Origin of the sequence: Parasphingomonas puruogangriensis, assembly GCF_036663635.1 — a bacterium.
Classification (GTDB): domain Bacteria; phylum Pseudomonadota; class Alphaproteobacteria; order Sphingomonadales; family Sphingomonadaceae; genus Sphingomonas.
Genome location: NZ_JAXOJI010000002.1, coordinates 441,970 through 467,168 on the forward strand (window position 1 = coordinate 441,970; position 25,199 = coordinate 467,168).

The 25,199-nt window shown below is 63.7% G+C and carries 31 protein-coding genes and 1 other annotated feature; of the genes, 4 read left to right on the plus strand and 27 right to left on the minus strand.

The window, feature by feature from the left end:
* Positions 1 to 28 precede the first annotated feature (28 nt).
* The gene (locus U1739_RS07550; protein ID WP_332705981.1) at positions 29 to 2,980 is read right to left on the minus strand and encodes a TonB-dependent receptor domain-containing protein; all 2,952 of its coding nucleotides are present in this window, start codon (positions 2,978 to 2,980) and stop codon (positions 29 to 31) included.
* A gap of 415 nt (positions 2,981 to 3,395) precedes the next feature.
* Positions 3,396 to 4,952 (minus strand): glutamine-hydrolyzing GMP synthase, encoded by a 1,557-nt coding sequence (gene guaA, locus U1739_RS07555; protein ID WP_332705984.1) that lies wholly within the window; start codon positions 4,950 to 4,952, stop codon positions 3,396 to 3,398.
* A 129-nt stretch (positions 4,953 to 5,081) separates the two neighbouring features.
* Here guaA and U1739_RS07560 point away from each other — a divergent pair, with 129 nt between their 5' ends.
* Together U1739_RS07560 and U1739_RS07565 are read left to right on the plus strand one after the other, a co-directional pair.
* The gene (locus U1739_RS07560; RefSeq protein ID WP_332705987.1) at positions 5,082 to 5,378 is read left to right on the plus strand and encodes a GIY-YIG nuclease family protein; all 297 of its coding nucleotides are present in this window, start codon (positions 5,082 to 5,084) and stop codon (positions 5,376 to 5,378) included.
* 168 nt (positions 5,379 to 5,546) lie between these two features.
* Complete coding sequence (locus tag U1739_RS07565) at positions 5,547 to 5,714, plus strand: hypothetical protein (RefSeq protein WP_332705990.1); 168 nt, start codon at positions 5,547 to 5,549, stop codon at positions 5,712 to 5,714.
* A 97-nt stretch (positions 5,715 to 5,811) separates the two neighbouring features.
* Here U1739_RS07565 and U1739_RS07570 read toward each other — a convergent pair whose 3' ends face one another.
* The 10 genes from U1739_RS07570 to U1739_RS07615 form a co-directional block, all read right to left on the minus strand.
* On the minus strand, positions 5,812 to 6,285 hold the full coding sequence (locus tag U1739_RS07570) for a hypothetical protein (protein WP_332705993.1): 474 nt from the start codon (positions 6,283 to 6,285) through the stop codon (positions 5,812 to 5,814).
* Positions 6,286 to 6,325: 40 nt separating this feature from the next.
* Positions 6,326 to 6,490: a hypothetical protein gene (locus tag U1739_RS07575; protein ID WP_332705996.1), complete on the minus strand. Its 165-nt coding sequence runs from the start codon at positions 6,488 to 6,490 to the stop codon at positions 6,326 to 6,328.
* A 46-nt stretch (positions 6,491 to 6,536) separates the two neighbouring features.
* A complete protein-coding gene (locus U1739_RS07580; RefSeq protein ID WP_332705999.1) occupies positions 6,537 to 7,526 on the minus strand; it encodes a hypothetical protein in 990 nt (329 codons plus the stop codon).
* Positions 7,527 to 7,576: 50 nt separating this feature from the next.
* Positions 7,577 to 9,718: a prolyl oligopeptidase family serine peptidase gene (locus U1739_RS07585; protein WP_332706002.1), complete on the minus strand. Its 2,142-nt coding sequence runs from the start codon at positions 9,716 to 9,718 to the stop codon at positions 7,577 to 7,579.
* A gap of 83 nt (positions 9,719 to 9,801) precedes the next feature.
* Positions 9,802 to 10,221: a 50S ribosomal protein L17 gene (gene rplQ / locus U1739_RS07590; protein ID WP_332706005.1), complete on the minus strand. Its 420-nt coding sequence runs from the start codon at positions 10,219 to 10,221 to the stop codon at positions 9,802 to 9,804.
* A gap of 297 nt (positions 10,222 to 10,518) precedes the next feature.
* A complete protein-coding gene (locus U1739_RS07595; RefSeq protein ID WP_332706008.1) occupies positions 10,519 to 11,076 on the minus strand; it encodes a hypothetical protein in 558 nt (185 codons plus the stop codon).
* 193 nt (positions 11,077 to 11,269) lie between these two features.
* Positions 11,270 to 11,707 carry an HD domain-containing protein gene (locus U1739_RS07600; protein ID WP_332706010.1) on the minus strand — a complete coding sequence of 146 codons (438 nt, stop codon included), beginning with the start codon at positions 11,705 to 11,707 and terminating at the stop codon, positions 11,270 to 11,272.
* Positions 11,708 to 11,793: 86 nt separating this feature from the next.
* Positions 11,794 to 13,022, minus strand: a protein-coding gene (locus U1739_RS07605) for an IS3 family transposase (RefSeq protein WP_332706013.1) whose coding sequence is annotated in 2 segments (ribosomal slippage) — positions 11,794 to 12,734 and positions 12,734 to 13,022 — 1,230 coding nt in all. Because the reading frame shifts where the segments join, the coding sequence is not laid out codon by codon here.
* Positions 12,625 to 12,741, minus strand: a sequence feature (AL1L pseudoknot). (Overlaps the previous gene by 117 nt.)
* 50 nt (positions 13,023 to 13,072) lie before the next feature.
* Complete coding sequence (locus tag U1739_RS07610) at positions 13,073 to 13,339, minus strand: hypothetical protein (RefSeq protein ID WP_332706016.1); 267 nt, start codon at positions 13,337 to 13,339, stop codon at positions 13,073 to 13,075.
* On the minus strand, positions 13,326 to 13,946 hold the full coding sequence (locus U1739_RS07615; protein ID WP_332706019.1) for a hypothetical protein: 621 nt from the start codon (positions 13,944 to 13,946) through the stop codon (positions 13,326 to 13,328). The genes U1739_RS07610 and U1739_RS07615 overlap by 14 nt, the downstream gene beginning before the upstream one ends.
* Positions 13,947 to 13,972: 26 nt before the next feature.
* Here U1739_RS07615 and U1739_RS07620 point away from each other — a divergent pair, with 26 nt between their 5' ends.
* The gene (locus U1739_RS07620) at positions 13,973 to 14,107 is read left to right on the plus strand and encodes a hypothetical protein (RefSeq protein ID WP_332706022.1); all 135 of its coding nucleotides are present in this window, start codon (positions 13,973 to 13,975) and stop codon (positions 14,105 to 14,107) included.
* Positions 14,108 to 14,208: 101 nt separating this feature from the next.
* Here the strand turns inward: U1739_RS07620 and U1739_RS07625 are convergent, their stop codons facing one another.
* The 6 genes from U1739_RS07625 to U1739_RS07650 form a co-directional block, all read right to left on the minus strand.
* On the minus strand, positions 14,209 to 15,180 hold the full coding sequence (locus U1739_RS07625) for a hypothetical protein (protein WP_332706025.1): 972 nt from the start codon (positions 15,178 to 15,180) through the stop codon (positions 14,209 to 14,211).
* Entirely contained in the window at positions 15,177 to 15,869 is a 693-nt protein-coding gene (locus U1739_RS07630; protein WP_332706027.1) for a DUF805 domain-containing protein, read from the minus strand. The genes U1739_RS07625 and U1739_RS07630 overlap by 4 nt, the downstream gene beginning before the upstream one ends.
* A 365-nt stretch (positions 15,870 to 16,234) precedes the next feature.
* Complete coding sequence (locus tag U1739_RS07635) at positions 16,235 to 17,299, minus strand: DNA-directed RNA polymerase subunit alpha (RefSeq protein ID WP_332706030.1); 1,065 nt, start codon at positions 17,297 to 17,299, stop codon at positions 16,235 to 16,237.
* Between the two features lie 98 nt (positions 17,300 to 17,397).
* Entirely contained in the window at positions 17,398 to 17,787 is a 390-nt protein-coding gene (gene rpsK, locus U1739_RS07640) for a 30S ribosomal protein S11 (protein ID WP_260598070.1), read from the minus strand.
* Positions 17,788 to 17,856: 69 nt separating this feature from the next.
* A complete protein-coding gene (rpsM, locus tag U1739_RS07645) occupies positions 17,857 to 18,225 on the minus strand; it encodes a 30S ribosomal protein S13 (protein ID WP_332706033.1) in 369 nt (122 codons plus the stop codon).
* 189 nt (positions 18,226 to 18,414) lie between these two features.
* Entirely contained in the window at positions 18,415 to 18,666 is a 252-nt protein-coding gene (locus tag U1739_RS07650; RefSeq protein ID WP_332706036.1) for a hypothetical protein, read from the minus strand.
* Between the two features lie 154 nt (positions 18,667 to 18,820).
* Here U1739_RS07650 and U1739_RS07655 point away from each other — a divergent pair, with 154 nt between their 5' ends.
* Positions 18,821 to 19,471: a PAS domain-containing protein gene (locus tag U1739_RS07655; protein ID WP_332706039.1), complete on the plus strand. Its 651-nt coding sequence runs from the start codon at positions 18,821 to 18,823 to the stop codon at positions 19,469 to 19,471.
* 6 nt (positions 19,472 to 19,477) lie between these two features.
* Here U1739_RS07655 and U1739_RS07660 read toward each other — a convergent pair whose 3' ends face one another.
* From U1739_RS07660 to rpsH, 9 genes are all read right to left on the minus strand, one after another.
* A complete protein-coding gene (locus U1739_RS07660; protein WP_332706042.1) occupies positions 19,478 to 20,047 on the minus strand; it encodes an SRPBCC family protein in 570 nt (189 codons plus the stop codon).
* Positions 20,048 to 20,109: 62 nt separating this feature from the next.
* The gene (locus U1739_RS07665; RefSeq protein WP_332706045.1) at positions 20,110 to 20,760 is read right to left on the minus strand and encodes an adenylate kinase; all 651 of its coding nucleotides are present in this window, start codon (positions 20,758 to 20,760) and stop codon (positions 20,110 to 20,112) included.
* 43 nt (positions 20,761 to 20,803) lie between these two features.
* Positions 20,804 to 22,168: a preprotein translocase subunit SecY gene (gene secY, locus U1739_RS07670; protein WP_332706048.1), complete on the minus strand. Its 1,365-nt coding sequence runs from the start codon at positions 22,166 to 22,168 to the stop codon at positions 20,804 to 20,806.
* A 122-nt stretch (positions 22,169 to 22,290) separates the two neighbouring features.
* Positions 22,291 to 22,833 carry a 50S ribosomal protein L15 gene (rplO, locus tag U1739_RS07675; protein ID WP_332706051.1) on the minus strand — a complete coding sequence of 181 codons (543 nt, stop codon included), beginning with the start codon at positions 22,831 to 22,833 and terminating at the stop codon, positions 22,291 to 22,293.
* Between the two features lie 143 nt (positions 22,834 to 22,976).
* Positions 22,977 to 23,153 (minus strand): 50S ribosomal protein L30, encoded by a 177-nt coding sequence (rpmD, locus tag U1739_RS07680; protein ID WP_261292492.1) that lies wholly within the window; start codon positions 23,151 to 23,153, stop codon positions 22,977 to 22,979.
* A 5-nt stretch (positions 23,154 to 23,158) separates the two neighbouring features.
* Complete coding sequence (gene rpsE / locus U1739_RS07685; RefSeq protein ID WP_332706054.1) at positions 23,159 to 23,905, minus strand: 30S ribosomal protein S5; 747 nt, start codon at positions 23,903 to 23,905, stop codon at positions 23,159 to 23,161.
* Positions 23,906 to 23,908: 3 nt separating this feature from the next.
* Positions 23,909 to 24,268 (minus strand): 50S ribosomal protein L18, encoded by a 360-nt coding sequence (rplR, locus tag U1739_RS07690; protein WP_332706057.1) that lies wholly within the window; start codon positions 24,266 to 24,268, stop codon positions 23,909 to 23,911.
* Entirely contained in the window at positions 24,268 to 24,801 is a 534-nt protein-coding gene (gene rplF, locus U1739_RS07695) for a 50S ribosomal protein L6 (RefSeq protein WP_260598057.1), read from the minus strand. Before rplF ends, rplR begins: the two co-directional genes overlap by 1 nt.
* A complete protein-coding gene (rpsH, locus tag U1739_RS07700) occupies positions 24,801 to 25,196 on the minus strand; it encodes a 30S ribosomal protein S8 (RefSeq protein ID WP_332706060.1) in 396 nt (131 codons plus the stop codon). Before rpsH ends, rplF begins: the two co-directional genes overlap by 1 nt.
* Positions 25,197 to 25,199: the final 3 nt, after the last annotated feature.

Genomic DNA, 25,199 nt, shown 5'->3' on the forward strand with positions numbered 1-25,199 from the left:
GGGGGCAGGCGCGCCGGCACGCGGACGATCAGAACGCGACGGTGGCGCCGATAAAGATCGTCCGGCCGAGCGCATCATAGACGCCCGGATAGGTGTTGCCATTGCCGAAGCTCGCCAGGATGCCCTGCGCGATCGCCGGGGGATCCTTGTCGAGCATGTTGTTCACCCCGGCCCGCAGCGTCAGCCCGTCAGTGAAGTTGATCGTCGTGGCGAGATCGAAATAGCTATAGGCGTCGATCTTGCGGTTGATCACGCTGCCCTGCCCGGCGAGGAAGGCATTGTCCGACAGGCTCGAGAGCTTGACCTTGTCGAGATAGCGCCACGCCAGCGACAGCGTCGCCTGGTCTTTGCCCGGGACGACCCAGGTGGTGCGCAGCAGGTGGCGCCAGGTCGGCGACGGCTGGCCACAGGTATAACCGAACAGCCCCTTGCAATTATAGGTGCCGAGATCGGGCAGCGGCTCGGTGGTCAGGTCGAGCAGGTAGGTGCCGACCAGGTCGAAGTTGAGCTTGCCGAGGCGGTTGAGATCGAACGTGTAGCTGCTCGCCACGTCGAGGCCGGACGTCCGGAGCGAGCCGGTGTTGATGGTCGTGCCGACCACATAACCGTCGGTGCCGAACAATACGCCGCTGCGCGGATCGCGGTGGAACAGGCTGCAATAATAAGGATCGCCGGTCGATGCGCACTGGCTGATCACCAGGGATGGCGAGATCGTGCTGATATAGTCGTTCACCTTGATGTGGAAATAATCCAGCGACAGCGTGAAGTTGCCCAGCATCTTGGGCGTCAGCACCAGCCCGATCGTATAGGTATCGGCCTTTTCCGGCTTCACGTCGCGATTGCCGCCATATTGCTGCACGCACGTGCCCGCGGGGCATTCCGGGATCGAGCCATATTGGCCGGCGGTCACGCCGGTACGCTGGCAGACTTCGAGCGATGCGCTGGGATTGGCGCCGGCACACGGGTCGGTCGCGGTCACGTTGCCCAGCGCGACCGCGCCGAACAATTCGCCGATATTGGGTGCGCGGAAGGCGTGGTTATAGCTTGCGCGCAGCCGCAGGTCGCTGCTCGGCGCCCACGACACTTCGCCCTTGTAGGTGAAGGCTTTGAATTTTGACTCGAACCCGGTCGATTGCTGCTCGTTGTGATAGGACGAGTAACGCGCGCCGCCATTGATGGTCAGCGCCTTGGCAAAGCGCATGCCGGACAGGATCGGGATTTCGATCTCGCCATAGCCTTCGTTGACCGTGATCGATCCGTCCGAATCGACCGTGCCGTTCTGATGCGCGATGGCGTCGCCGGTGAAGTTCAGCGTCTCGCGGCGATGCTCGGCGCCAAGCGCGATGCCGACGCCGTTGCTGGCCCAGGGGGTCTGGATGCCATAATCGCCCAAATCGCCGTTGATCGTCGCCGAGAACACCGTCTGAGTGTTGCGGCTCTGCGTCGAGCTGTTGGAGAAGATATAGGGCAAAGATGCCGCGCTGATCGCGCCGGCGGCGAACACGTCGATCGGCCGGCAGTCCGGATCGCTGCCGTCGATCACCGACTGGCAGGTCGGCGTGCCGTTGACATTGACGACGTTGAGCGCGCGCTGCGCCTTCACGTTGTCGACATTGTTCATGTAGGTTTCGTTGTAGCGCACCAGCGAGCGCAAATAGTTGACGTCGTAGCTGAAGCCCTTGGCAAACGAGCCGCGCACACCCGCGGTATAGCGGAAATCCTCATGCCGCAGATCGTCGCGGCGCGGCGTGGTCAGGCGCAGGCCGATGAACGTGTCTTCGGTCTGCGCCGTGCCGGCCGCCGCGCCGCACAAGGTGGTCGCCTGGCTCGCCGAAAGATAGGGATTGTCGCAGTTGATCGTGAAGGTCGTGCCCTGGAACAGCGCCGACGGCGCCGCCTGCGACGTCGTATAGTCGTTCATGTACATGAAGCTGCCATAGATTTCGGCGAGCGGGCTGAACTTGAACTTGGCGAACGCGCCCGCCGTGTAGCGGCGATCCGAGCGCTGGAAATAGTTGGTCGGGGAATAGTTGTAGGCGAAGCTCGAATCGTACGGCACCCAGCTGTGCTGGCCATCCTTGGTATTGTTGAGCGTCTGCCCCTTATTCGGTCCGGTCAGCAAGGTGAACAGGCCGTACGTGTTGTTGCTCGATCCGCCGCAGGTCAGATCGGTCCCGGCATCGTTCGCTGGATCCAGCGCGCAGGCCGAAACGTCACGCGAATCCTGCGTCACCGCCTGCGCGGTGCGATAGCCGCCATAGACCGTGATATTGCCCCGCCCATCGGCGAAGTTCTTGCCATAAGCGGCGTTGATGTCGGTCTTGCCGCCGTCGAACACGGTGTCGGGCGCCTGTGTATAGCCCTTGGCCGCGGTCAGGCCGTGCAGATAGCTGTTATTATTGTCATGCTGGTTGATGCTGCTCTGCGCATCGAGCCGAAACCCGTCGAGATTGTCGCGCATCACGAAATTGACCACGCCCGATATGGCGTCCGACCCATAGACCGCGGACGCGCCGCCGGTCACCACGTCGATCCGCTGGACCAGCGACGACGGCACGAAGTTCACGTCGATCGCTTGCTGCGGCAGCATGCGCTGGCCGTTGAGCAGGATCAGCACACGGTTCGAGCCGAGGTTGCGCAGGTTGATGTTGGAGGTGCCGTCCGATCCGTTCGAGACGTTCTCGTTCGCATCGGCGGTGAACTGGGGCAGCTTGTTGAGCACGCTCTCGATGCTGGTCGCGCCCTGATATTTGATCTCGGCCTCGCCGACGATGGTCAGCGGGCTGTTGCTGCTCAGATCGGGGCGTCTGATACGCGTGCCGGTAACGACGATCTCGTCGCCCGGCTGGGGCGCCTCGGCGGCCTGTTCCGGCGCGGCGGGCGCGGTCGCGACCTGCGCGTGTGCGCTGGTCGACAGCAATCCCGTGAGCAGCGCGGCGAGTGCTGCGCTGCGTCGTGTGGCGCGTACCGTATGTCCCATATCTCGTCCCCAATCTGGCTTTAGCCTTGGGACGAATGCACCACGTTCGAATCACAGAGTCAAATATAATATACGATATCCAGTCTACTAAATAACATTTGTGGCAGGCCGGCGACACATTGGCCCCTGCGTATCTGGATATTTCTCGCTGGAATGTTGCGATAAGGTGCGGGTCTCGGACCAACACGCTCGCGGTGAGCACCGATTATTACCCGGGCGCACTCGATCCGCTGCGGCTCGGCTTTGCCATAACCCTGCCGCGCGGCGTCATGGCGCGGTGTAGCCCGGTCCGTGTCACCGCGGGCTGCCGGCTGCGGCCGTGAGCGGCGGCGGCGTGGCCGCGGCTACCGGTTAAAACGATACACGACGGCTTCCCGCAAGGCGCCGCTTGCCGCGGTGCCTTGCGGGAGTCAGCTCATTCCCACTCGATCGTGCCGGGCGGCTTGCTGGTATAATCATAGGTCACCCGGTTGATGCCCTTGACCTCGTTGACGATGCGCGTCGCCACGCGCGGCAGGAAGTCGCCCGGGAACTGGAACGCCTGCGCCGTCATGCCATCGGTCGAGGTCACCGCGCGCAACGCCAGCACATTGTCATAGGTCCGCCCGTCGCCCATCACGCCCACGCTGCGCACCGGCAGCAGCACCGCAAAGGCCTGCCAGATCGTGTCGTACAGCCCGGCCTTGCGGATCTCCTCGAGATAGATCGCATCGGCCTTGCGCAGGATATCGCAGCGTTCCTTGGTCACTTCGCCGGGAATGCGGATCGCCAGCCCCGGCCCGGGGAACGGATGCCGCCCGACGAACGCCGGCGGCAGGCCGAGCTCGACGCCAAGCGCACGCACCTCGTCCTTGAACAATTCGCGTAGCGGCTCGACCAATTGCATGTTCATGCGCTCGGGCAGGCCGCCGACATTGTGGTGGCTCTTGATCGTCACCGATGGCCCGCCGGTAAAGCTGACGCTCTCGATCACATCGGGATACAGCGTGCCCTGGGCGAGGAATTCCGCGCCGCCGACCTTCTTGGCCTCGGCCTCGAAGATATCGATGAACGCGCCGCCGATGAACTTGCGCTTGGCCTCGGGATCGGTGACCCCGGCCAGCCCGGCGAGGAACGTCTCTTCCGCATTCACGTGCACCAGCGGGATATTATAGGCGTTGCGGAACAGCGTCACGACCTGCTCGCTCTCGCCCGCGCGCATCAGCCCGTGATCGACATACACGCAGGTCAGCTGCTCGCCGATCGCCTCATGGATCAGCACCGCGCAGACCGACGAATCGACCCCGCCCGACAGCCCGCAAATCACTCGCCCCGTGCCGACCTGGGCGCGGATCTCGGCGATCTTGGCGGCGCGGAATTCGGCCATCGTCCAGTCGCCGGTCAGCCCGCACACGTGCCGGGCGAAATTGGCGATCAGCTTGGCGCCGTCTGGCGTGTGCGCCACTTCCATGTGGAATTGCGTGGCATAATAGCGCCGCGCATCATCGGCCACCACCGCGATCGGCGATCCCGGGCTCACCGCCACCGGCCGGAAGCCCGGCGCCAGCGCGGTGACCTTGTCGCCATGGCTCATCCACACCGTATGGCTCTCGCCCGTCTGCCACACGCCGTCGAACAGCACGCAGTCGTCGGTCACGTCGATCACGGCATGGCCGAACTCGCCACTCTCGCCGAGCGTCACGTTGCCGCCCAATTGATGCATCAGCACCTGCTGGCCATAACAGATGCCCAGGATCGGCACGCCGCTGTCGAGGATCGCCTGCGGAATGCGCGGGGATCCCGCGTCGAGCACCGATGCCGGGCTGCCCGACAGAATCACGCCCTTGGGCGCCATCCGCTCGAACGCCGCCGCGGCGGTGGTGAACGGCGCAATCTCGCTATACACCCCGGCCTCGCGCACCCGGCGCGCGATCAACTGCGTCACCTGGCTGCCGAAATCGACGATGAGAATGGAATCGGGATGCTGGGTCATGGCGCCAGATAGCGAGGGTCTGCCGGAGACGCCAGCCCATCGTCAAAACGGTCGCCCCGGGGGACGGCGAGACGCCCTATTCGTCACCCCGGGCTTGACCCGGGGCCCCGCTTCTTCTTCCTTATGCTAATGGATCGCGAACCGGGCGGCTGGGTCTATATCATGGCGAACCGCGACCGCGGCACGATGTATACGGGCGTCACCGCCCACCTCGCGTCGCGCGTGGCCCAGCATCGCACCGGCCTCGGCTCCGATTTCTGCGCCCGGCATGGTCTCGTCCGGCTCGTCTGGGCAGAACCTGGCGACGATATCACCGCCTGTATCGCCCAAGAAAAGCGGTTGAAGCGCTGGCGCCGCGACTGGAAGTTCCCCCTGATCGAACGCGCCAATCCCGAATGGCGCGACCTCTACGACCAACTGGCATGACGAAAGAAGCTGGGCCCCGGCTCAAGGCCGGGGTGACGATAGTGGTTTAGCCCCACCCCGCCGTCACCCCGGGCTCGACCCGGGGCCCAGCTTCTTCCCACCGCACGATTGCTAGACTCCCCCCACCGCCCGGCCTATATTTCCGCGCATCATCAAGGGAGCCTGCCGATGTTTCCGCTATGGATCTACGCCGCCGTCGCGCTGGTCATCGCGCTGCTCGCCTTTGCCATCGCCCAGGTCGCGCCGGGCGCCGGTGCGGTGTTCGTGGCAGGCGCATCGACGCTGTGGACTGCCTATGCCGTAAGCCGGCAGCGCCGGCTCACACCCCGCAGGTAATCGCCCCCCAAGAGAAACGCTGGGCCCCAGGTCAAGCCTGGGGTGACATTTGGCGACTACACCGCGCCGCGCACGCAAGACGGCTAGGCGCACAACGTCACGGCAATACCGTAATGCCCCCATCCGCCGCGATCCGCACCGTAAAGCTGGCATATAAGCCATGCAGCGTGACCTCGCCGCCATCCGCCGACCGGGTGATCAAGGGGTCGGCTGCCTGCACCCGATCAACGAGGCAAGAATCGACCAGCCGCGCGAACAATTGCTTGCGCGCCACCGTATCCAATACGCGAAAATAGGTCTCGCTCCCGCTGTGGCACCGGGCCAGGCCCTGCGGCGTCGACGGATAGGTATCGAGCACCTCCACGATCGTATCGCTACGCTGCCCGACGACCGTGATCGAGCGCGGATTGGCGGTGCCCTTGGTGTCGATATTGGCGCGATCGACCGTCACGGGAATGTCGACCATGCCCTGCTCGCCCGCAGGAATGACGATGGTCGTTGGTGCCTGCCCCTGCGGTCGGCCGTCGAGGCGATCCGCGGCGTCGGCGGCGGCCGCGGCGGCGCACGCCATCGCGCCCACCAGGCCAGTGCCCAGCGCGATGATGCGCGGCTTACGCGGTGGCGATATCGACCCGTTCCCTGGCCAGCGCGCGAACCTGCGCGACCAATGCCTGGTCGCTCTGCCCTTCCGACCGCGCCTTGGCGATGCGCGCCATGAGTTTGCTGCGCTCGCTATCGAGCGAGGCCAAACGTGCTTGGTTTGTCATACCGCTCATATAGCCATTCCTCCGCCCATGTCAGTACCACGACGCGTGTTCTGCGTCATTCGCCATCGTCGGTGCCATCGCTCGTCAGCCCTTCCGCCACGGCGATCAGCGCCATCATCCCGGCAACATCGCGCACCATGTCGACCGCCTGCACTTCGCTGCCCGGCGCTTCGTCCTTGAACCGGCCAACCATATCGCTGGTCGCCGTGACCAAACCCCAGATCTGCTGCCCGGATCCCATGCGAATGGGCACGCAAACGACCGATCGATACCGCACCGCGTCGTAGGATTTGGCCTTGCCCGGCGCGACCGTGTAGCGCCGCAGCGCGGCGGGCGTCGCGGTGTCCGCTTCGATAATCTCGGCGCCGTCGCGCCACGCCATCCCGGTATAGCCTTCGCCGGCTACCCATGATCGACCTTGGCTTTCCTCGCCGGCCCGGTCGGCCCATCCCGCCGCGATGCGAAACGCCGTGTCCTCGGATGCATCGATCTCGAACACGGATAGCGTCCAATATTCGCCAGGCTCGAAGCCGATCGCCCCGACGATATCGAACAGCGCCACGCTAAGCGCCGCCTCCGCCGCCGCAGCCGACCCTAGATCGTTCGCCATGGCCTGCTCGATCATTTCGCGCATGCTGGCGAGCGCAGTCAGCCGATGCACCCGGCGCCGATCGCGGGCACGCCACTCGCTACGCGCGGCGTCGAGATCGTGGACCGCGGCCCGCCCTGCCGCGATCGCGCGCTCGGCAACATCCTCTGCCTTGCCCAGGCTGGTCGTCAGCTCCAGCTTTTTGAAGTCGAACGCCGCCACCGCCATCCCGCCGAGCACCGCGACCAACCCGCCGACGATCGCCATCACCAGGCTCGTCGTCTCGTTGGAAACGGCACGACTAAGCGACCCCACAAAGGCGCCCACGACGCCAATCCCGATCATCCAGGGGCGCCGCCCTTCGAGCCAGCGCACCCTGTCGGTCAACTTTTGCCACACACCGCGGTGCTCGACGGTTAGTTCCCGCCGAAGCGCGTCGAAATCGGGACCGGTCATATTGGCTTGTCGCTCCTACCAGAACGCCAAGTGGCGGACGGCGATAGGGTTTACCGAACCGGCTTCACGGTCAACCCGGTCCACTTCGCCGCAAACGCCCAATTATCCGCCGCTTCCTCGATCACCTTGTCGGTCGGCTTGCCGCTGCCATGCCCGGCGCGCGTCTCGATCCGTGCCAGATGCGGCCGGTCGCCAATGTCTGCCGCCTGCAGCGCCGCGGTATATTTGAACGAATGGCCCGGCACCACGCGGTCGTCGGTATCCGCGGTCGCGACCAGGATCGCCGGATAGGCCGTGCCGCTCTTCACATTATGATACGGCGAGTACTTATACAGCGTGCGGAAATCGGCCTCCTTCGAGGGATAGCCATAATCGTCGACCCAATAGCGCCCGGCGGTAAAGCGATCGAAGCGCAGCATGTCCATCACGCCCACCGCCGGCAGCGCCGCCGCGAACAGATCCGGCCGCTGGTTGGTCACCGCGCCGACCAATAGCCCGCCGTTCGAGCCGCCCTGGATCGCCAGCCCATCCTTCGAGGTGATCCCCTCGCGCTTCAGATATTCCCCCGCGGCGATGAAATCGTCGAACACGTTCTGCTTGTTGGCCAGCCGGCCGCCGTCATGCCACGCCTTGCCATATTCGCCGCCGCCGCGAATATTGGCCACCGCCAGCACGCCGCCCTGCTCCAGCCAGGCCAGCCGCGTCGCCGAGAAGCTTGGCGTGACCGAGATGTTGAACCCGCCATAGGCGTACAGCAGGGTCGGTGCCGGCCCGGTCACGTCCTTGCGCTTGACCACGAACATCGGGATCTTGGTGCCGTCCTTCGAGGCATAGAAACGCTGCGCCACGTCATATTGCGCCGGATCGAACGCCACTTTCGGCGCCGCCCACACGGTGCTTTTCCCCGTCGCGACATCGTAGCGATAGATCGTCGCCGGCGTGGCGAAGCTGGTAAAGCTGTAGAACGTCTCGTTGCTGTCGATATCGCCGCCAAAGCCCCCGACGCTGCCGATCCCCGGCAGCGCCACTGTGCCGTCAGCCTTGCCGTCCAGCGTATACCGCCGCACCTCGCTCTTCACGTCCGCCAGATATTCCGTGATCAGCTTGCCGCCGACGATCCGCGCGCCTTCCAGCACCGCGCCCTTGCTGTCTTCCGGCACGATCTCGGTCACCGGCGGCTCGGCCGAGCGCGCATACAGGTTCATCGCCACGATCTTCAGCCGCGGCGCATCCTTGTTGGTCGCCCAGTAGAAATTGCCGCCGACATTGCCCGCCAGCGACCATTCATTCTCCAGCCCCTTCATGATCGTGCGCGGTGCCGACTTGGTCTTGAGATCGATCACGGTGATCTCGTAGCGATTGTCGGTGCCCTCGGTCGAGGTGATGACCAGCCAATTGCCGTCATCGGTCACCTCGACCAGATGGCCGCGCTTGGGCGTCTCGGGCGTGGCGTAGATCAGCGTGTCCGCCGCCTGCTGCGTGCCGAGCTTATGGAAATAGACCTGCTGGTTCTCGTTCAGCGCCTGGAACTTCGCCCCCTCCGCCGGCGCGGCGAACCGCGAATAATAGAAGCCGCTGCCATCCTTGGCCCAGGCCAGGTTGCTGAACTTGACCCATTCGATCGTGTCCGCGGTCGCTTGCCCGGTCGCCACGTCGAGCACCTTTACCGTGCGCCAGTCGGTCCCGCCATCCTGCATCGTGTACAGCACTTTGCTGCCGTCTTCGGAGGGCACCCATTCGGCCAGCGCCGTCGCGCCATCCTTCGACCAGCCATTGGGATCGATCAGCACGCGCCCCTCGCCCTCCAGCGTATCGCGCACATACAGCACCGCCTGGTTCTGCAGCCCGCTATTGCGGCTGTAGAAATAGTGCGCGCCCTTATGCACCGGCAGCCCGAAGCGCTCGTAATCCATCAATTGCTTCAACCGCGCCTTGAACACGTCGCGCCCCGGCAGCGTCGCCAGATAGGCGTTGGTCACGGCGTTTTCCGCGGCCACCCAGGCGGCCACGTCCTTGTCCGTGCGCACGTCATTCTCGAGCCAGCGATACGGATCGGCGACCTTCACGCCGAACTGCGCGTCGACCTGGGGCACCTTGCGGGTTTCCGGGTATTTCATGGGGACAGCCTTGGTCTGGGAGAATGCAGGCGCCGCGACGGACATCAAGGCGATCAACGGGAAAGCACGGCGCATCCAACACTCCAGACATGCAAAAGGAGCCGCACTCTTAGCGAGTACGACTCCTTTTGAAACCCATTCCGGGGAGGCGTTAAATCTTACGCGTCCTCATACTCGTCTTCGTTCATCAGCGGGCCCGAATCCTGGCCCTTGGCGCTGACGTCGCGATCGACGAATTCGATGATCGCCATCGGCGAGGCGTCCGACAGGCGGATGCCGGCCTTGATCACGCGGGTATAGCCGCCGTTGCGCGTGGCATAGCGATCGGCCAGTACGTCGAACAGCTTGATCAGCTGCGCATCGTCGAGCAGCCGCGCATGCGCCAGGCGGCGGTTGCTGAGACCACCCTTCTTGGCCAGCGTGATCAGCTTCTCGACATACGGGCGCAGTTCCTTCGCCTTGGCGACGGTGGTGGTGATCTGCTCGTGCTTGATGAGGGCGGCGGACATGTTGCGGAACAACGCGATGCGATGTGCCGAAGTACGCTGCAGTTTACGACCGCCTACGCGATGCCGCATGGGGAATTCCTATCGTTCGTTAGGGGGCCGTATCAGGTACCCCAGACCAGGCGATGTTCACGCACACCGCCAAAAAGCGCACCGCTTACGCTGCGCCCCTGCGAAGGCAGGGACCCAGTCCGAAACGGAAGGCGCCTCCAACCCGATTCCGGCGCCCAAGTCAAGTCGCGCGCACGCTCGGCGCCCCGCCCGCGCGGATCAGCAGCGCCCATAACGCCCACACCATGGCATCCGCCCGGTCGGGCGAGCGCGTATCCCCGACATAGCCAAAGTAGTAGTCGATACGTCGCCATAAATTTACCAGGGCTCCCCGCGGTCGCTGCCGGGCTGTAGGATCAGGCGATCGTCATGCAACCGCGCCCGGCACTCCTCGGCGAATGCGGTCGCTGCGGCAGTGTCGGCGGCAAACCGCCGCTGCTCGTCAGGCGACAGGCGATAATATTCCTCATAGTCGATCAACCTATTCTTGACCGGGATCGACAGATAGGGATCGCCGGCACGTGTATCGATGCCGATCGAGAAGCGCCCGTCGCGCGATACCTGTTCATGCTGGAACCTCAGCACGCTGCCGCCCGCATCACTATCTCCTGCGCCCGCCAGGGCGGAAGCTCGTTTTAGCTCGAAAGTGATCTGCTCGAGGCCGGAGCGCGGATCGCGCGCCAGATCGACGCGGATCGCCTGGTCCTCGAACCGGATGGCACCGAACAGCGCCTGCATAAGGCGTTCATGCTCGGCGCGGCGCTGCTGCTCGGCCCGTTCGTCATCCTCCCATCCCCCGCTCGGCACATACGCCCAGAAATAGCCGCTATGCACCTTATCGTCGCGAAACGTGACGAACGCTGACCGGTCGGGCATCCACCTGGAGAAAGCTCCAGTGGGGATCATCGCGCTTCGCTCGAACCAGCGTCGTAAACGCCCCGGCTAGGTCTGCGGCGCAAACCCCGGGACCAATGGCAACGCCACGCAACAGAAAGCCGGAACGGGCACGATCGAACTCTAACATTCCCATGCCCGCGGTCATGCGCAACCCGCCGAACCGCGGCGACCGTCAGGCGTCGAGCCAGGCAAGCGCGCGCCGGTATTTAGCCACCCGGTCACGGTCCCGCTCGCCGACGATGGAAGGGCGCGACAGGTCCATATTGTCCGCGATGTCGGCCCGCTTCACATCGCGCGCGACCGGATTCTCGGCACATCGCGCGACAAAGGCGGCGTAATCCTCATCGTCGCGCCGGGTCAGCGCCACCACCGCGTCTGCTACCACATCGCCGAAGCGCGCGCGGATCGCATCCGGCGTGACATCGCAATCCTCCACCACGTCGTGCAGCACCGCGGCGATCCGGCGCACGTCGTCGCTCTGCGCCAGCATCACGCGCAGCGGATGAAGGATATAGGCCGCCCCGGCCTTGTCCACCTGCCCGCGATGCGCGTCCGTCGCCAGTACGATCGCCTCGTCCAGTAGGCTGCGAGAAAGGTCAGTAGCGCTCATATTCCTCCCGCGTGGCAAGCCGCCCGCCCATTCGGGCATCCCTGTATTGAACCGCGCCGGGTCTGCCGGAGGGCTTGGGTTGTGAGTCACGCCGCCATATCGATGTTGTCCGCGGCAGCATAATATTGATCTTCGGCTTCGGCAGGCGGGATGTTGCCGATGGGCTCAAGCAGCCGTCGATGGTTGAACCAATCGACCCATTCGAGCGTGGCGTATTCGACGGACTCGAAACTGCGCCATGGCCCGCGCCGATGGATTACCTCAGCCTTGTAAAGACCGTTGATCGTCTCGGCCAAAGCGTTGTCGTAGCTGTCGCCGACGCTGCCGACCGACGGCTCGATCCCGGCCTCGGCGAGCCGCTCGGTGTATTTGATGGACACGTATTGTGACCCGCGGTCGCTATGGTGGACCAGGCCGCCACGATGTACTGGCCGGCGATCATGCAGCGCCTGCTCGAGCGCATCCAGCACGAAGCTGGCATGGGCCGTTCTGCTGGCCCGCCAACCGACGATCCGCCGAGCATAGGTATCGATGACGAAGGCGACGTAGACGAACCCTGCCCAGGTCGCGACATAGGTGAAGTCCGACACCCACAGAATGTTCGGCGCTGGCGCGTAGAACTGGCGGTTGACGTGATCGAGTGGGCACGGCGCCGCCTTGTCACTGATGGTCGTGCGCACCGGCTTGCCCCGGATCACGCCTGCCAAGCCCATATCCCGCATCAGCCGCGCGACGGTACAGCGTGCGATCGGGACCCCCTCGCGCATCATCTGCCGCCAGACCTTGCGCACGCCGTAGACCGCGAAGTTCTCGGCGAACACGCGCGCGATCTCAGGCTTGAGAGCAACATCGTGCCGTGCCCGCGCCGACAGACGTGTCGGATCCTGTCGCTGCGCGACGCGCTCGTGGTAGGTAGATGGGGCGATCGGCAGGACACGGCAGATCGGCTCGACCCCATAGGCATCGCGGTGATCATCGATAAACGCGATCATCGCCGGAACGGGCGGTCGAGCTCCGCCTGCGCAAAATATGCCGATGCCTTGCGCAAAATCTCGTTGGCCTGCCGCAGCTCACGGACCTCGCGATCGAGCGCCTTCATCTTGTCGGCAACCTCGGTCGGGACACCGGCACGCTTACCGCTGTTGACCTCAGCCTTCTTCACCCACTCATGCAGCGTCTGCGGAACGCAGCCGATCTTTTCCGCGATCGACACCACAGCCGCCCATCGCGAGGGGTGATCCCGCTCGTGGTCGAAAACCATCCGTACCGCGCGTTCGCGAACTTCCGGCGCAAACTTGTTCGTTGTCTTGCTCATAAAGGCTCCACCTTCTCAGGAGTTGGAGCCTCCGACAAACCCGGCGCGGTTCATATCCCGTCATCGCCCAGGGCCATCACTTGGCGCGGCGAAAAGCCGTCCAGCGCATCGTTCGCCCGCTCCATCCACGCCAAAGCCGCCGCCTGCCCCAACACCCCGACCAGCGTCTCCGCCAGCCCCTCATCCTCCGGCACCCGCCGCCGGACCAGGCGCGCATTGTCCGGCGTCATTGCCGGGCGCAGGACGGCCGCGTAGCGTTCCCACGCTGCATCGCGCGGATAGTCCGCCCGCAGCGTCGCCAGCCTATCCCCGATCATGCCCCGCCACCGTCAAGGAGGCCACCGCCGCCGCCAGCAAGGCGCGACGCCGCCCGGGCGCCGCATCGCTCACCCGGCGGATGAGATCGAGGTGCTTTTGAAAACACATGATGTCGCAAACGGCGCGCTGGTGCATTGCAATCCACGCTTGCAGAAGCGGCAGAACAGCCGCCTCGTGTCCGCCATCGCCGATACGATCGAGCAGGAACGGCTCGGCATCTGTTGGAAGAACGTACCACGTGAAGGCGCTGGCGGCGCGCTCCTGCGCCTCGGGGTTGCGTCCGTCGAGGTAGGTCGCAAGATCGGTAAGGTATGCCCCCTGCCCTGTCAGCTCGAACAGCACCTCGTGCCGGATGATGTCGTCCCGCCAGCCGAGCCGCGCGACGGCATCCGCCGCCGCTTCCAGCGCCGCCACGGTGCCGTCATCCCCGATATAACGCAATCCGCTAAGGTCGATCGTATCGCCTTGCAGTGCCCGATCCAGCATCATCGTTCGAGCGCGGGCGCGCTCATCGTCGGTCATCCCATCGAAGTCGCTTTGTGAATATCCATCACCCTTTTCGCGTCTTTGCGCTTGGTACTGGCGCTGAAAGTCACCCCACGTCATGATCTATCCTCAGTTATGGCGTCTTCATGGCCGCGCTGATGGACACGAGCCGCGCGCAGCTGGCGCGGATCCTCGATCCGGAGGAGTATAATGTGTCGCTGGAGACGCTGACACGCGCGGCGAATGCCGTGGGGCGGCAGTTGCGGGTGGAGCTGGCTTGAGGGGCCAAATTATCTCACTGCCAAAAGCTAAAAACCTAGTGCACCACTGAAGCGCTGACAGTTTGACGATCGGCGCCGATACACCGACATCGACGGCTGTCCTACTTGAACCTGCCAAAGGCATAACCGCCATAGATGCGACCGATCGTTTGGCCTAATTTCGCACCATGAATGGGATAATGTTCGTCGCCCCAGCTCGCCACCTGCAAATTCGTATCCCAATCCTTCAAGTGATATCCCTCGAGCCCCTCGGCGATCCGGTCGGGAGAAACTTTCCATACCTCCCCGGCAGCATCGCCCATCGGCATCCAGGGCTCGCCGGTTCCTTTGCGCACCATCGGCGGCTTGTGCGGATCGACCACGACCCAGTGGCGTTTTTCAAAAGTACTTGTGTTGCCCCCCTGCAGGAGGCTGGAGTCGATTTGCAGCACGATCCAGCTGTTCCCCCAATTTCGCATCAGGTGCAAAGTCGCTGCCATGCTGCTCTTGAGAAGGCCTTCTCCCATCGTGTTGGCGCGAACGGCAGCGCCTGTCGCCACAAACCACTTACGCAAAACGCGCGGATACGTGACCGACCCGAGTTTATCATCGGGAGCTACCGCGCCTATACCGAACGGCCTTGTCGACACGCTTAGGCATGACATGGTCATCCAATCCAGATCGTTGATATAGCGATGCTTGCCGTCCTTGGCACGCGTTTCGACCAGCTTGGTCGCGGCGTTTATCGTGCCGCTGCCGGTGCCGATATCCACCATCGCGTTCTTATTGCCAAAGCGGAAATGTCCATGTTCCCAAAGCGAGAGCGCATACTTGACGTAAACGTCTGGTCGATCGTGGATGAGACAGAAGAGGAAGGCAGCAGGGCCGCAGTAGGACGTCCCAAGTTGCTCCGGCAGCTTGCCGCCGAGCCGGTTTCTGAGTTGCCGGGCAAGCATGTCCCTTGTCACGGGCCACCCCGCAGGACTGCTCTGCAGCGCCGCCTTGCGTTTTGCATCTTTCGTCTGACCAATCGCGATGAAACGACGCAGCAAATCCACCGCAACTTTCATCCGCTCCGTATTGCCCGTTATCACTGCGCCTCTCCACGGTTCAGCATCGCATCGATTCCGTTCAACAATTCGGTATTTTCGTCGTCCATTTCCGTATGCGTATTGTTAGACTGAACAGTTCCAGCGGTGACGGCAGTCTCGGGAGGAGTGGGGTGATCTGCGCTAATCCTCGTCCGCAACTCCCTATCGCGGTCGATCCCCGCCTGCCAGTCGAGCACCGCGAAGCCGAAGGCGATGCCCGCCAGCAGGAAGCCCATCGCCACCAGCAGCCCCGCTTTGCCGCCCGTCACACCGCTGGTCGCAAAGCGCGCAGGCGGTGGCGGCCCATAGCTGTTGATGCCCGCCGTCCCCGGCCGCAGCAGCAGCACGGCGACGCCAAGTCCCGCCAATCCCATCGCGCCCCATGACACCGCATCGTCCGCATATCCCAGCGAGCGCACCAGCCCGGCAAGGAACAACGCCACCACGCCTGCCATCACCGCCAGGCCCAGCCGCCCCGATTGCTCGCAATCGTGCAGCCGGCGCACGGATTCGATCGCCAGCTTGCCCACGGCGAGCGCCAGAACGGCATAAGTGGCGACCAGGGCGATCCCCTCCACGTCCTGCAAAGCCAGGATGCACAGCCACGCGACCCCGAGCGTCGCAGCGAGCCACGCCAGCCAACGTAACGGCCCCACACGCGGCGCCAGCGAGAAGAATTGAACGAACCCCAAGTACGTCTTCCCTTCCACCGGCGGTGAAGCGGCCGCCCCGCCTGCTTGTAATTGCAAACAATTTCGTTGCGAGCATCATGCCACGGCGTAATGAGGATTCAACCGTAGCGTGCCGTGGTGGCTGCACTATACGACAGGCAGCTAGTGCAGTCAGCATCCTCCGCGTCCCGGGTAAGAACAGACAAACAAAAAGGCCGCCCCTCGCAGGACGGCCTCTTCGTATTCCCAGAAGCGCCGCGCCCCGGCAAAAGCCGGTGCCCGTCGATCACGTCGGACGGGACGGGGATCGCGGGCCAAGCCCGCTCCCCCGCCCGCCGGCCGGGCCTTCGGCGTCTCCGGATTAGCGTGCGCTAATCCGGTGCGCCTCAGCCCATAATCTCCTGTTCGAGCTTCTTGGCCATTTCCTCGATATTCTCCGGCGGCCAGCCCGGGATTTCCATCCCCAGCCGCAGGCCCATCGACGACAGCACTTCCTTGATCTCGTTCAGCGACTTGCGCCCGAAATTCGGCGTGCGCAGCATCTCCGCTTCGGTCTTCTGCACGAGATCGCCGATATAGATGATGTTGTCGTTCTTCAGGCAGTTGGCGCTGCGCACCGACAGTTCCAGCTCGTCGACCTTCTTGAGCAGGTAACGGTTGATCTGCTGCGTGTCGCCCGCCGCTTCGCTCGCGCCGGAGGCCGGTGCGGCATGGCCGATCGGCGCCGAGCGCGTGACCAGCGAATCGTCGAACTGTACGAACAAGGCCAGCTGGTCCTGCAGGATGCGCCCGGCATAGCCGACCGCGTCCTCCGGGGTCACCGTGCCGTCGGTCTCGATGTTGAGCGTCAGCTTGTCGTAATCCAGCTCCTGGCCGACGCGCGTATTCTCGACCTTGTAGCTGACCTGCTTGACCGGCGAGTACAGCGCGTCGATCGGGATCAGCCCGATCGGCGCATCCGCCGGACGGTTGGCGACCGCCGCGACATAGCCCTTACCGACATCGGCGGTGAGCTCCATGTTGAGCGTCGCGCCCTCGTCGAGATGGCAGATGACGAGCGTCGGGTTGAGCACTTCGATATCGCCCGACACGGCGATGTCGCCGGCGGTGACGGTCGCGGGGCCGGTGGCCGAGAGCTGCAGCCGCTTGGGGCCTTCGCCCTGCATGCGCAGCGCGATCTGCTTTACGTTGAGCACGATGTCGGTGACGTCCTCGCGCACCCCGGCGAGCGAGCTGAATTCGTGCAGCACGTTCTCGATCTTGATCGAGGTCACGGCCGCCCCCTGCAGCGACGAGAGCAACACGCGGCGCAGCGCATTGCCCAGCGTCAGGCCAAAGCCACGCTCCAGCGGCTCGGCCACGAACGTCGCCTTGCGCTTGCCGTCACCAGCCTTTTTCTCGAGACCGTTGGGCTTCTTGAGTTCCTGCCAATTTTTTGCATTGACGGACATGGGCTTCCCCTTGGTTTTGGACTGCGTGCGACAGACGGCACGAGCCATGAGAGAATCGGCGGCGCAGCGTGATCAATCGCGCGCCGCCGAGCGGTAGGTCAGACGCGGCGGCGCTTCGATGGGCGCACGCCGTTGTGCGGGATCGAGGTCACGTCGCGGATCGAGGTGATCTGGAACCCGACCGCCTGCAGCGCGCGGAGCGCCGATTCACGGCCCGAGCCGGGGCCCTTCACTTCCACTTCCAGCGTGCGCACGCCGTGCTCGGCGGCCTTCTTGCCGGCGTCTTCCGCGGCGACCTGCGCGGCATACGGGGTCGACTTGCGGCTTCCCTTGAAGCCCATCGCGCCGGCCGAGGACCACGAGATCGCATTGCCCTGGGCATCGGTGATCGTGATCATGGTGTTGTTGAAGCTTGCGTTCACATGGGCGACGCCCGAGGTGATGTTCTTGCGCTCGCGCCGCTTGATGCGTGCTGGTTCACGTGCCATTTTCTGTCCTAAATCCTTGAATCAAATAAGCGCGCCGCCTGCGCCCTGGGGGCGCGGACGGCTGCGGGCTTATTTCTTCTTGCCGGCGATCGGCTTGGCCTTGCCCTTGCGGGTGCGGGCGTTGGTGTGCGTGCGCTGGCCGCGGACCGGCAGGCCCTTGCGGTGGCGCAGGCCACGATAGCAGGCCAGGTCCATCAGGCGCTTGATGTTCATCGATACTTCGCGACGCAGATCACCCTCGACGGTGTAATCGGCATCGATCGTCTCGCGAATCTGCAGCACTTCCTGATCGGTCAGATCCTGCACGCGACGCTCTTCGGCGATGCCCAGTTTCTTGACGATGGCCTGGGCATGCGTGTTGCCGATGCCGTGGATATAGGTCAGCGCGATAACCACGCGCTTATTCGTTGGGATATTGACCCCAGCAATACGAGCCATGTACTATTTTCTCCTGCTCCACAGGCCGGCATGGCAGCCAACCCATCTCATAGCGTTGCGACACATCCCTAACGCACAGAAGCGGCGGACGCTGATAAGCGCCGCCGGGACCGGTGGTTCGGAATGGGTGCCAGTAAGCCTCCGCCCTAAACTTGTCAACCGAGTCGGCGGGCGCTTCGGCGCGCTCGCCTACCTTGTCGTAGCGGCCGTCGCGGCGCGGGCGCGGCGTGCCGGCATCAACCACCAGCGACGCAATGCGACGACGGTCCAGGCCAGCTCGACTAAGCCGAACGGCCAGGCGCCCTGCAGAAAGCCATAGGCCGATCCCATCACACAGCCGGCGGCGAAAGCCAGCGTCCACCAATGGCTTGCCTGCTCCTTGATATAGCAAACCAGCATGAAGGTAACGGCAAACAGGCCGAATAGTGTCAGTGCGTCCATAGGCCGCGGTGTGCCCATCCCGACAAGATTATACCAGCCCCGGACGAGCTTCCTTGATGCCCATGCTTCGCTATTGTTAATTTGTGATATTGTCATAGGATAAGGTTCGTATGCTCAAACGGGTGACGCATGCTTGGTGACCAGGGGGAACATCGTGCTGATCGGACACTCCGTCTCTGATGGCGACGGCAGAATATTGGCGATCGACAGCGCCGTATGCGACGCCATGCAACGCATACGCCGCGACGTTATCGGACAATCCTATCTCGATCTCACGCATCCTGCCGATCGCCGACGCAATGCCGTGTTGGTCGCGCGTCTGCCCAGCAACGGTGCAGCGATCTGGTTCCGCAAACGCTATCTCGTGCCCGACGGCGGAACGGTCGAAACGGATGTCCACGTATCGCGCATGAATGCGGGGAGCGATGCCGGACGCCTGATTGGTACGCTCTATCTGGTCGCGCCGGAGGAACAACGGTTCGCGCCGGCCATGTTATGGCGTGCCGCGCGGCAATTGGCCCAATTGAACGACATCCGCCGCGACCTGCTCGGCAGCGACCTGTTCTCCGATTACGCCATGTCGATCCTGCTCCAGCTGTATCTCGACGAAGCCGAAGGGCGGCAAAGCGATACCGAGACATTAGCCGTGCGGATAGGTCTGTCGCCACTGTCGACCACGCGCTGGCTTCGCGCGCTCGCGCAAAAGGAACTGATCGAGCTGCTCGAGCGCGACACGGTTGCGCAGCTCACCGGTATCGGCGCGCAGAAAATCCTTCGCTTGCTCGCGGCAAGCGGCTGCAGCTGACCGCAATCAGCGGCCGGGTTCGGCAGGCTTCTTAGCCGCTGGTGCGAGCGGGGCTGCTGTTTCGGCAAAGGTCTTGAGATTGACGAGTTGTAGCGCCAGCACCTCGTCGACCTTTGACGCGAGCGTATCGGCCCCTGCCCGGACATAGCCGCCAACCACATAGCTCAATGTCATCCGCGTCTTATCGTCGCCCTCGGGATCAAGCTTGAACGTCAACGTGCCCGTCACCGCCTCGGCCTGGAGCGGACCCAGCGATCCTACCATCCGGATCATCCGCCCGGGCGCGACATATACGATATGGGCGTGCTCGACGCTGCCGTTGCTGTCGGGCAGCTTTTCGCAAAAGCAGCCGCTGGCTTGTGCATCGAGATACAGATTGGCGCTGTCGTCGGAATAGGTGTGATCCTTATCCCACCAGCGCTGCGGCAATTTGAGCGCGGCCCAAGCCCGCGCGATCGGCACCTCTATCGTGATCGCCTGGCTAAGCTCGAATCCGGCCGGCGTCGCCTGGACCACCTCCGCGCGCGCCGGTGCGGCAAGGCCAAGCGCACTGATTCCAACTAACAAATGTTTCATCGCCTGCCCCTTGATCTTCGGGGCCAGCATATGCGCTCTCACGCGTAGCGCAACGACACGCGTTAGTGGCGTGCGATAATCGCCTCGATCGACTGCGTCACGTGATCGATGTCCGCCATACCATCGACGCGATGGACCAGCCCGCGCGCGTCGTAGATCGGCAGGATCGGCGCGGTCTTGGCACGATATTCCTCCATCCGCGTGCGGACGGTTGCCTCATTGTCGTCGGGGCGGCGCTTGAACTCGGTCGAAGCGCATTTGTCGCACACGCCAGCCACGACGGGCTTGGCGAACTTGTCATGATAACCGGTGCCGCACTGCGCGCAGGTATAGCGCCCAACGATACGCTCCACGAGCGCGTCCTCGTTCACCTCCAGCTCGATTACGAAATCCAGCGTGCGATCCCGCGCATCGAGCAGCGCATCCAGTTGCTCTGCCTGCGCCGCGGTACGCGGATAGCCATCGAAAATCACGCCGTTCGCAGTGTCCGCCGCGTCGAGACGCTCGCCGATGATCCCGGAGACGATATCGTCCGACACCAACCCGCCGGATTCCATGACTGCCTTGGCCTGAAGCCCGGTGGGGGTGCCCGCCTTGACCGCGGCGCGCAGCATGTCGCCGGTTGACAGCTGCACCATGCCATGGGTCGTCATCAAGCGGCCCGCCTGGGTGCCCTTGCCGGCGCCCGGAGGCCCCAAGAGAATGATATTCACGCCTGCTATCCCCTCGCCTGCCCCATCGGCAGCCGCCATCCGCTTAGCGGAGACGGCCACCCTTCAGCTTCGCCTTTTTGATCAGATCGCCATACTGATGTGCCAGCAAATGCGACTGGATCTGCGTCACCGTATCCATCGTTACGTTGACCACGATCAGCAAGCTAGTCCCGCCGAGGTAGAACGGGATCGACAAGGCCGACACGAGATATTCCGGCAACAGGCAGATGATCGCCAGATAGCCCGCACCGATCACCGTGATGCGCGTCAGCACGTAATCGAAATAGGTCTCGGTATTCTTGCCCGGGCGGATGCCGGGGACGAACCCACCATAGCGCTTGAGATTGTCCGCGGTCTCTTCCGGGTTGAACACCACGGCCGTGTAGAAGAACGAAAAGAAGATGATCCCCGCGCCGTACAGCGCCATGTACACCGGCGAACCGTGCTGGAGATACTGGTTGAGCGTGATGATGAAGTCACCCCACTGGCTCTCACCCGCCACGCGCTGCCCGGCAAACTGGCTGATCGTTAGCGGCATCAGCAGCAGCGATGATGCAAAGATCGGCGGGATCACACCGGCAGTGTTGATTTTGAGCGGCAGATGGCTGCGATCGGCCTGCATACCGCGCTGCGTCTGGCGCTTGGGATATTGGATGAGAATGCGGCGCTGCGCACGTTCCATGAAGCAGATGAACAGGATCAGCCCGACCACTGCGACGATGATACCGAACATCTTCACCGCGTCGAGCGAACCCGAACGGCCGCCTTCGAACAGATTGTAGAGGGTGGTGGGCAGGCTGGCCACGATGCCGGCCATGATGATCAGCGACATGCCGTTGCCGATCCCCCGCGCGGTAATCTGCTCGCCCAGCCACATCAGGAACATCGTACCGCCGATCAGCGAGATGACCGCGCCGACCCGGAACATCATGCCTGGCTCGACGATCGCCTGCACGCCCTGGCTGGCGCCGAGCGCTTCCAGGCCGACGGCGATGAAATAGCCCTGCACGGCGGTCAAAGCGACCGTGCCGTAGCGGGTGTACTGGTTGAGCCGCTTACGTCCGCTCTCGCCGTCCTTCTTGATCGCGGCGAGCGTTGGCGACAGCGAAGTCGCGAGCTGCACCACGATCGAGGCGGTGATGTACGGCATGACGCCGAGCGCCGTCAGCGACATGCGGCTGAGCGACCCACCTGAGAACGCATTGAAGAAATCGAGCACGCCGCCCTGCGTCTGCTGGCTGAGCAGCCCGAGCGCGGTCGGATCTACACCCGGCAGCGGCACGTAGGACAGCATCCGGAAGACGATCAGCACACCGATGGTAAACCACAAGCGCTTCTTAAGATCGGTCGCCTGCGCGAACTTCGACAGGCTGAGGCCCTGGGCCATGGAATCGGCTGCTGATGCCATTATCGTTATCGTCCCGGAAACAAAAAGCGGCGGGAAACGTTTCTACGCCCCCGCCGCCCATATAGTCATGCAAGCGGTCTTGCCTAGCGCTCGTCGCACTTGCGACGATGCCGAAGCGGACTTTACGCCTTGAACGAGGCCTTGTGTGCCTTGCGCTCCTGATACTTGACGCCCTTCTTAGCGGCAGCCTTTTCAGCGGCAGGCACGACTTCGATCACGTTGACCGTGCCGCCAGCCTTTTCGACCATCTCGATCGCGCCCTTCGACGCACCGGCGACGGTGAAGCTGAGCTTAGCCGAGAACTCGCCCTTGCCAAGCAGACGCACGCCATCCTTGCCGCCACGAGCGACGCCAACCGCCTTGAGCGCGGCGTGATCGAGCGTCGCGCCGGCTTCGATCGTGCCGGCGTCGATCAGCTTCTGGATCACGCCGAGGTTCACGACAGCAAAGTCGCTGGCGAAGATGTTGTTGAAGCCGCGCTTAGGCAGACGCATGTGCAACGGCATCTGGCCGCCCTCGAAGCCGGCGATCGAGACGCCTTCACGGCTCTTCTGCCCCTTGTGGCCGCGGCCTGCGGTCTTGCCCTTGCCGGAACCGATACCACGGCCGACCCGCATGCGGGATTTACGGGCACCGTCGTTATCGCGGATTTCGTTCAATTTCATGTCGTGCACTCGCTTTCGCTTTTGTCGCGCTGATGGATGCCCTCTCCCGACGGGAGAGGAAGGTGTGGGCGAATAACGAAAGGGCCGGCATTACACCAGCCCTTTCACCATAACCCGATCTCTCCCCGCAGGGAGAGAGGATCTTACTTCTCGACGCTCAGCATGTGCGAGACCTTGCGGATCATCCCACGGACCTCGGGGCTATCCTCGAGTTCGCTGGTCTTGTGCATCTTGTTAAGCCCAAGGCCGATCAGCGTTGCGCGCTGGTCTGCCTTGCGGCGGATCGGCGAACCGATCTGGGTGATCTTGATGGTTGCCATCTGTCTTACTCCACGATCGCATCGGCTTCGGCCTGGGGTGCTTCCGCACCGCCACGGCCGAGCAGGTCGGCGATCTTCTTGCCACGACGCTGCGCGACCGACTTCGGGCTGACCTGAGTGGTCAGTGCCTCGAAGGTCGCACGGATCATGTTGTACGGGTTGGAGGTGCCGACCGACTTGGTCACCACGTCACCAACACCGAGCGATTCGAACACGGCGCGCATCGGGCCACCAGCGATGATGCCGGTACCGGCAGGTGCCGAACGGACCGTCACGAGACCGGCCCCGAAATGGCCACGACCGTCATGATGCAGCGTACGGCCATCCTTAAGCGGCACGCGGATCATCGTCTTCTTGGCAGCTGCAGTTGCCTTCGAAATTGCTTCCGGCACTTCGCGTGCCTTGCCATGGCCGAAGCCGACACGGCCCTTGCCGTCGCCAACGACGACGAGCGCGGCGAAGCCGAAGCGCTTACCACCCTTCACCGTCTTCGAGACACGGTTGATGTGCACCAGCTTCTCGATCAGCTCTTCGCCACCATCGTCGCTGCCGGGACGGCCGCCACGATTGTCACGACCGCCGCCGCGATTGTCGCGACCGCCACGGTTCTGACCGCCACCCGGAGGACCACCACGACCACGACCACCGCGCGGCGCGCCGCCGGGGCCGCCAGGACCGCGATTGTCCTGGGGTGCTGCTGCGCCTTCCGGTGCTGCTGCGGCTGCTTCGGTCGGAATGTTGTCGTCAGCCATGTCTTAGAACTCCAATCCGGCTTCGCGTGCCGCGGTAGCCAGCGCCTTGACGCGGCCATGGAACAGGAAGCCGCCACGATCGAACACGACCTGCGTCACGCCGGCAGCTTTGGCTACTTCGGCGATGCGGGTGCCGACCGAGGTCGCTGCGTCGATCGTCGCGCCGGTCGTGTCGCGCACTTCCTTCTCGAGCGTCGAAGCGGCAGCCAGCGTACGGCCCTGCGCATCGTCGATGATCTGCGCATAGATGTGCCGGCCCGAACGGTGGATCGACAACCGCGGACGGGTGCCACCACGCGCGCGGAGCGCGGTGCGGACGCGAAGACGACGCTTCGCGAAGAGAGAGAGACCCTTGGTGCTCATTACTTCTTTTTCCCTTCCTTGCGGAAGATGAACTCGCCGTCGTACTTGATGCCCTTGCCCTTGTACGGCTCGGGCTTACGCCACTGACGAATTTCCGCGGCCAGCTGGCCGACCTTCTGCTTGTCGGAACCGGTGATCTGGATCGTCGTATTGTCCGGCGTGGCCACCTCGATGCCTTCCGGCACGTTGATGTTCACGTCGTGACTGTAGCCGAGCTTCAGGTTCAGGTTACGACCCTGCGCTGCGGCACGATAGCCGACGCCATTGATCAGCAGCTTCTTGGTGAAACCATCCGAGACGCCGGTGATCAGGTTCTGCACCATGGTCCGCTGCATGCCCCAGAACGCCCGCGCACGCTTGGTGTCGTTCGCCGGGTTCACCGCGATGCCGCCGTCTTCCAGCACATAGCTGATCTCGTCGCGCATCGGCATGGAGAGAGTGCCCTTCGGCCCCTTCACGCTGAGGATCGCGCCTTCGATGTTCGCCGTCACGCCCGCTGGGATCGTGACCGGCTTTTTGCCGATGCGGCTCATCAGAATACCTCCGCCAGCACTTCGCCACCGACATTCTGTTCGCGCGCTTCGGCGTCGGACAGAACGCCACGGGGCGTCGATACGATGGTGATGCCCAGGCCGTTCATGACGCGGGGCAGTTCGGTCGAACCCGAATAGACGCGGCGACCCGGCTTCGAAACGCGGGCGACGTGCTTGATCGCGGGCTGACCCTCGAAATATTTCAGCTCGATGCGGATGCCGGCTGCAGGGCCCATCTGCTCTTCGCTGTAGCCACGAATATAGCCTTCGCGCTGCAGCACGTCGAGGACGCGCTGACGCAGCTTTGAACCCGGAGTCAGGACAGAGTCCTTCTTCGCGCGCTGGCCGTTACGGATGCGGGTGAGCATATCACCCAGGGGATCGGTCAATGCCATCTT

Coding starts and splice junctions, on each gene's coding strand:
- U1739_RS07550 (WP_332705981.1), bottom strand. CDS start 2,980: ATGGGACATACGGTACGCGCCACACGACGCAGCGCAGCACTCGCCGCG.
- guaA (WP_332705984.1), bottom strand. CDS start 4,952: ATGACCCAGCATCCCGATTCCATTCTCATCGTCGATTTCGGCAGCCAG.
- U1739_RS07560 (WP_332705987.1), top strand. CDS start 5,082: ATGGATCGCGAACCGGGCGGCTGGGTCTATATCATGGCGAACCGCGAC.
- U1739_RS07565 (WP_332705990.1), top strand. CDS start 5,547: ATGTTTCCGCTATGGATCTACGCCGCCGTCGCGCTGGTCATCGCGCTG.
- U1739_RS07570 (WP_332705993.1), bottom strand. CDS start 6,285: ATGGCGTGCGCCGCCGCGGCCGCCGCCGACGCCGCGGATCGCCTCGAC.
- U1739_RS07575 (WP_332705996.1), bottom strand. CDS start 6,490: ATGAGCGGTATGACAAACCAAGCACGTTTGGCCTCGCTCGATAGCGAG.
- U1739_RS07580 (WP_332705999.1), bottom strand. CDS start 7,526: ATGACCGGTCCCGATTTCGACGCGCTTCGGCGGGAACTAACCGTCGAG.
- U1739_RS07585 (WP_332706002.1), bottom strand. CDS start 9,718: ATGCGCCGTGCTTTCCCGTTGATCGCCTTGATGTCCGTCGCGGCGCCT.
- rplQ (WP_332706005.1), bottom strand. CDS start 10,221: ATGCGGCATCGCGTAGGCGGTCGTAAACTGCAGCGTACTTCGGCACAT.
- U1739_RS07595 (WP_332706008.1), bottom strand. CDS start 11,076: ATGCCCGACCGGTCAGCGTTCGTCACGTTTCGCGACGATAAGGTGCAT.
- U1739_RS07600 (WP_332706010.1), bottom strand. CDS start 11,707: ATGAGCGCTACTGACCTTTCTCGCAGCCTACTGGACGAGGCGATCGTA.
- U1739_RS07610 (WP_332706016.1), bottom strand. CDS start 13,339: ATGATCGGGGATAGGCTGGCGACGCTGCGGGCGGACTATCCGCGCGAT.
- U1739_RS07615 (WP_332706019.1), bottom strand. CDS start 13,946: ATGACGTGGGGTGACTTTCAGCGCCAGTACCAAGCGCAAAGACGCGAA.
- U1739_RS07620 (WP_332706022.1), top strand. CDS start 13,973: ATGGCCGCGCTGATGGACACGAGCCGCGCGCAGCTGGCGCGGATCCTC.
- U1739_RS07635 (WP_332706030.1), bottom strand. CDS start 17,299: ATGTCCGTCAATGCAAAAAATTGGCAGGAACTCAAGAAGCCCAACGGT.
- rpsK (WP_260598070.1), bottom strand. CDS start 17,787: ATGGCACGTGAACCAGCACGCATCAAGCGGCGCGAGCGCAAGAACATC.
- rpsM (WP_332706033.1), bottom strand. CDS start 18,225: ATGGCTCGTATTGCTGGGGTCAATATCCCAACGAATAAGCGCGTGGTT.
- U1739_RS07650 (WP_332706036.1), bottom strand. CDS start 18,666: ATGGACGCACTGACACTATTCGGCCTGTTTGCCGTTACCTTCATGCTG.
- U1739_RS07660 (WP_332706042.1), bottom strand. CDS start 20,047: ATGAAACATTTGTTAGTTGGAATCAGTGCGCTTGGCCTTGCCGCACCG.
- secY (WP_332706048.1), bottom strand. CDS start 22,168: ATGGCATCAGCAGCCGATTCCATGGCCCAGGGCCTCAGCCTGTCGAAG.
- rplO (WP_332706051.1), bottom strand. CDS start 22,833: ATGAAATTGAACGAAATCCGCGATAACGACGGTGCCCGTAAATCCCGC.
- rpmD (WP_261292492.1), bottom strand. CDS start 23,153: ATGGCAACCATCAAGATCACCCAGATCGGTTCGCCGATCCGCCGCAAG.
- rpsE (WP_332706054.1), bottom strand. CDS start 23,905: ATGGCTGACGACAACATTCCGACCGAAGCAGCCGCAGCAGCACCGGAA.
- rplR (WP_332706057.1), bottom strand. CDS start 24,268: ATGAGCACCAAGGGTCTCTCTCTCTTCGCGAAGCGTCGTCTTCGCGTC.
- rplF (WP_260598057.1), bottom strand. CDS start 24,801: ATGAGCCGCATCGGCAAAAAGCCGGTCACGATCCCAGCGGGCGTGACG.
- rpsH (WP_332706060.1), bottom strand. CDS start 25,196: ATGGCATTGACCGATCCCCTGGGTGATATGCTCACCCGCATCCGTAAC.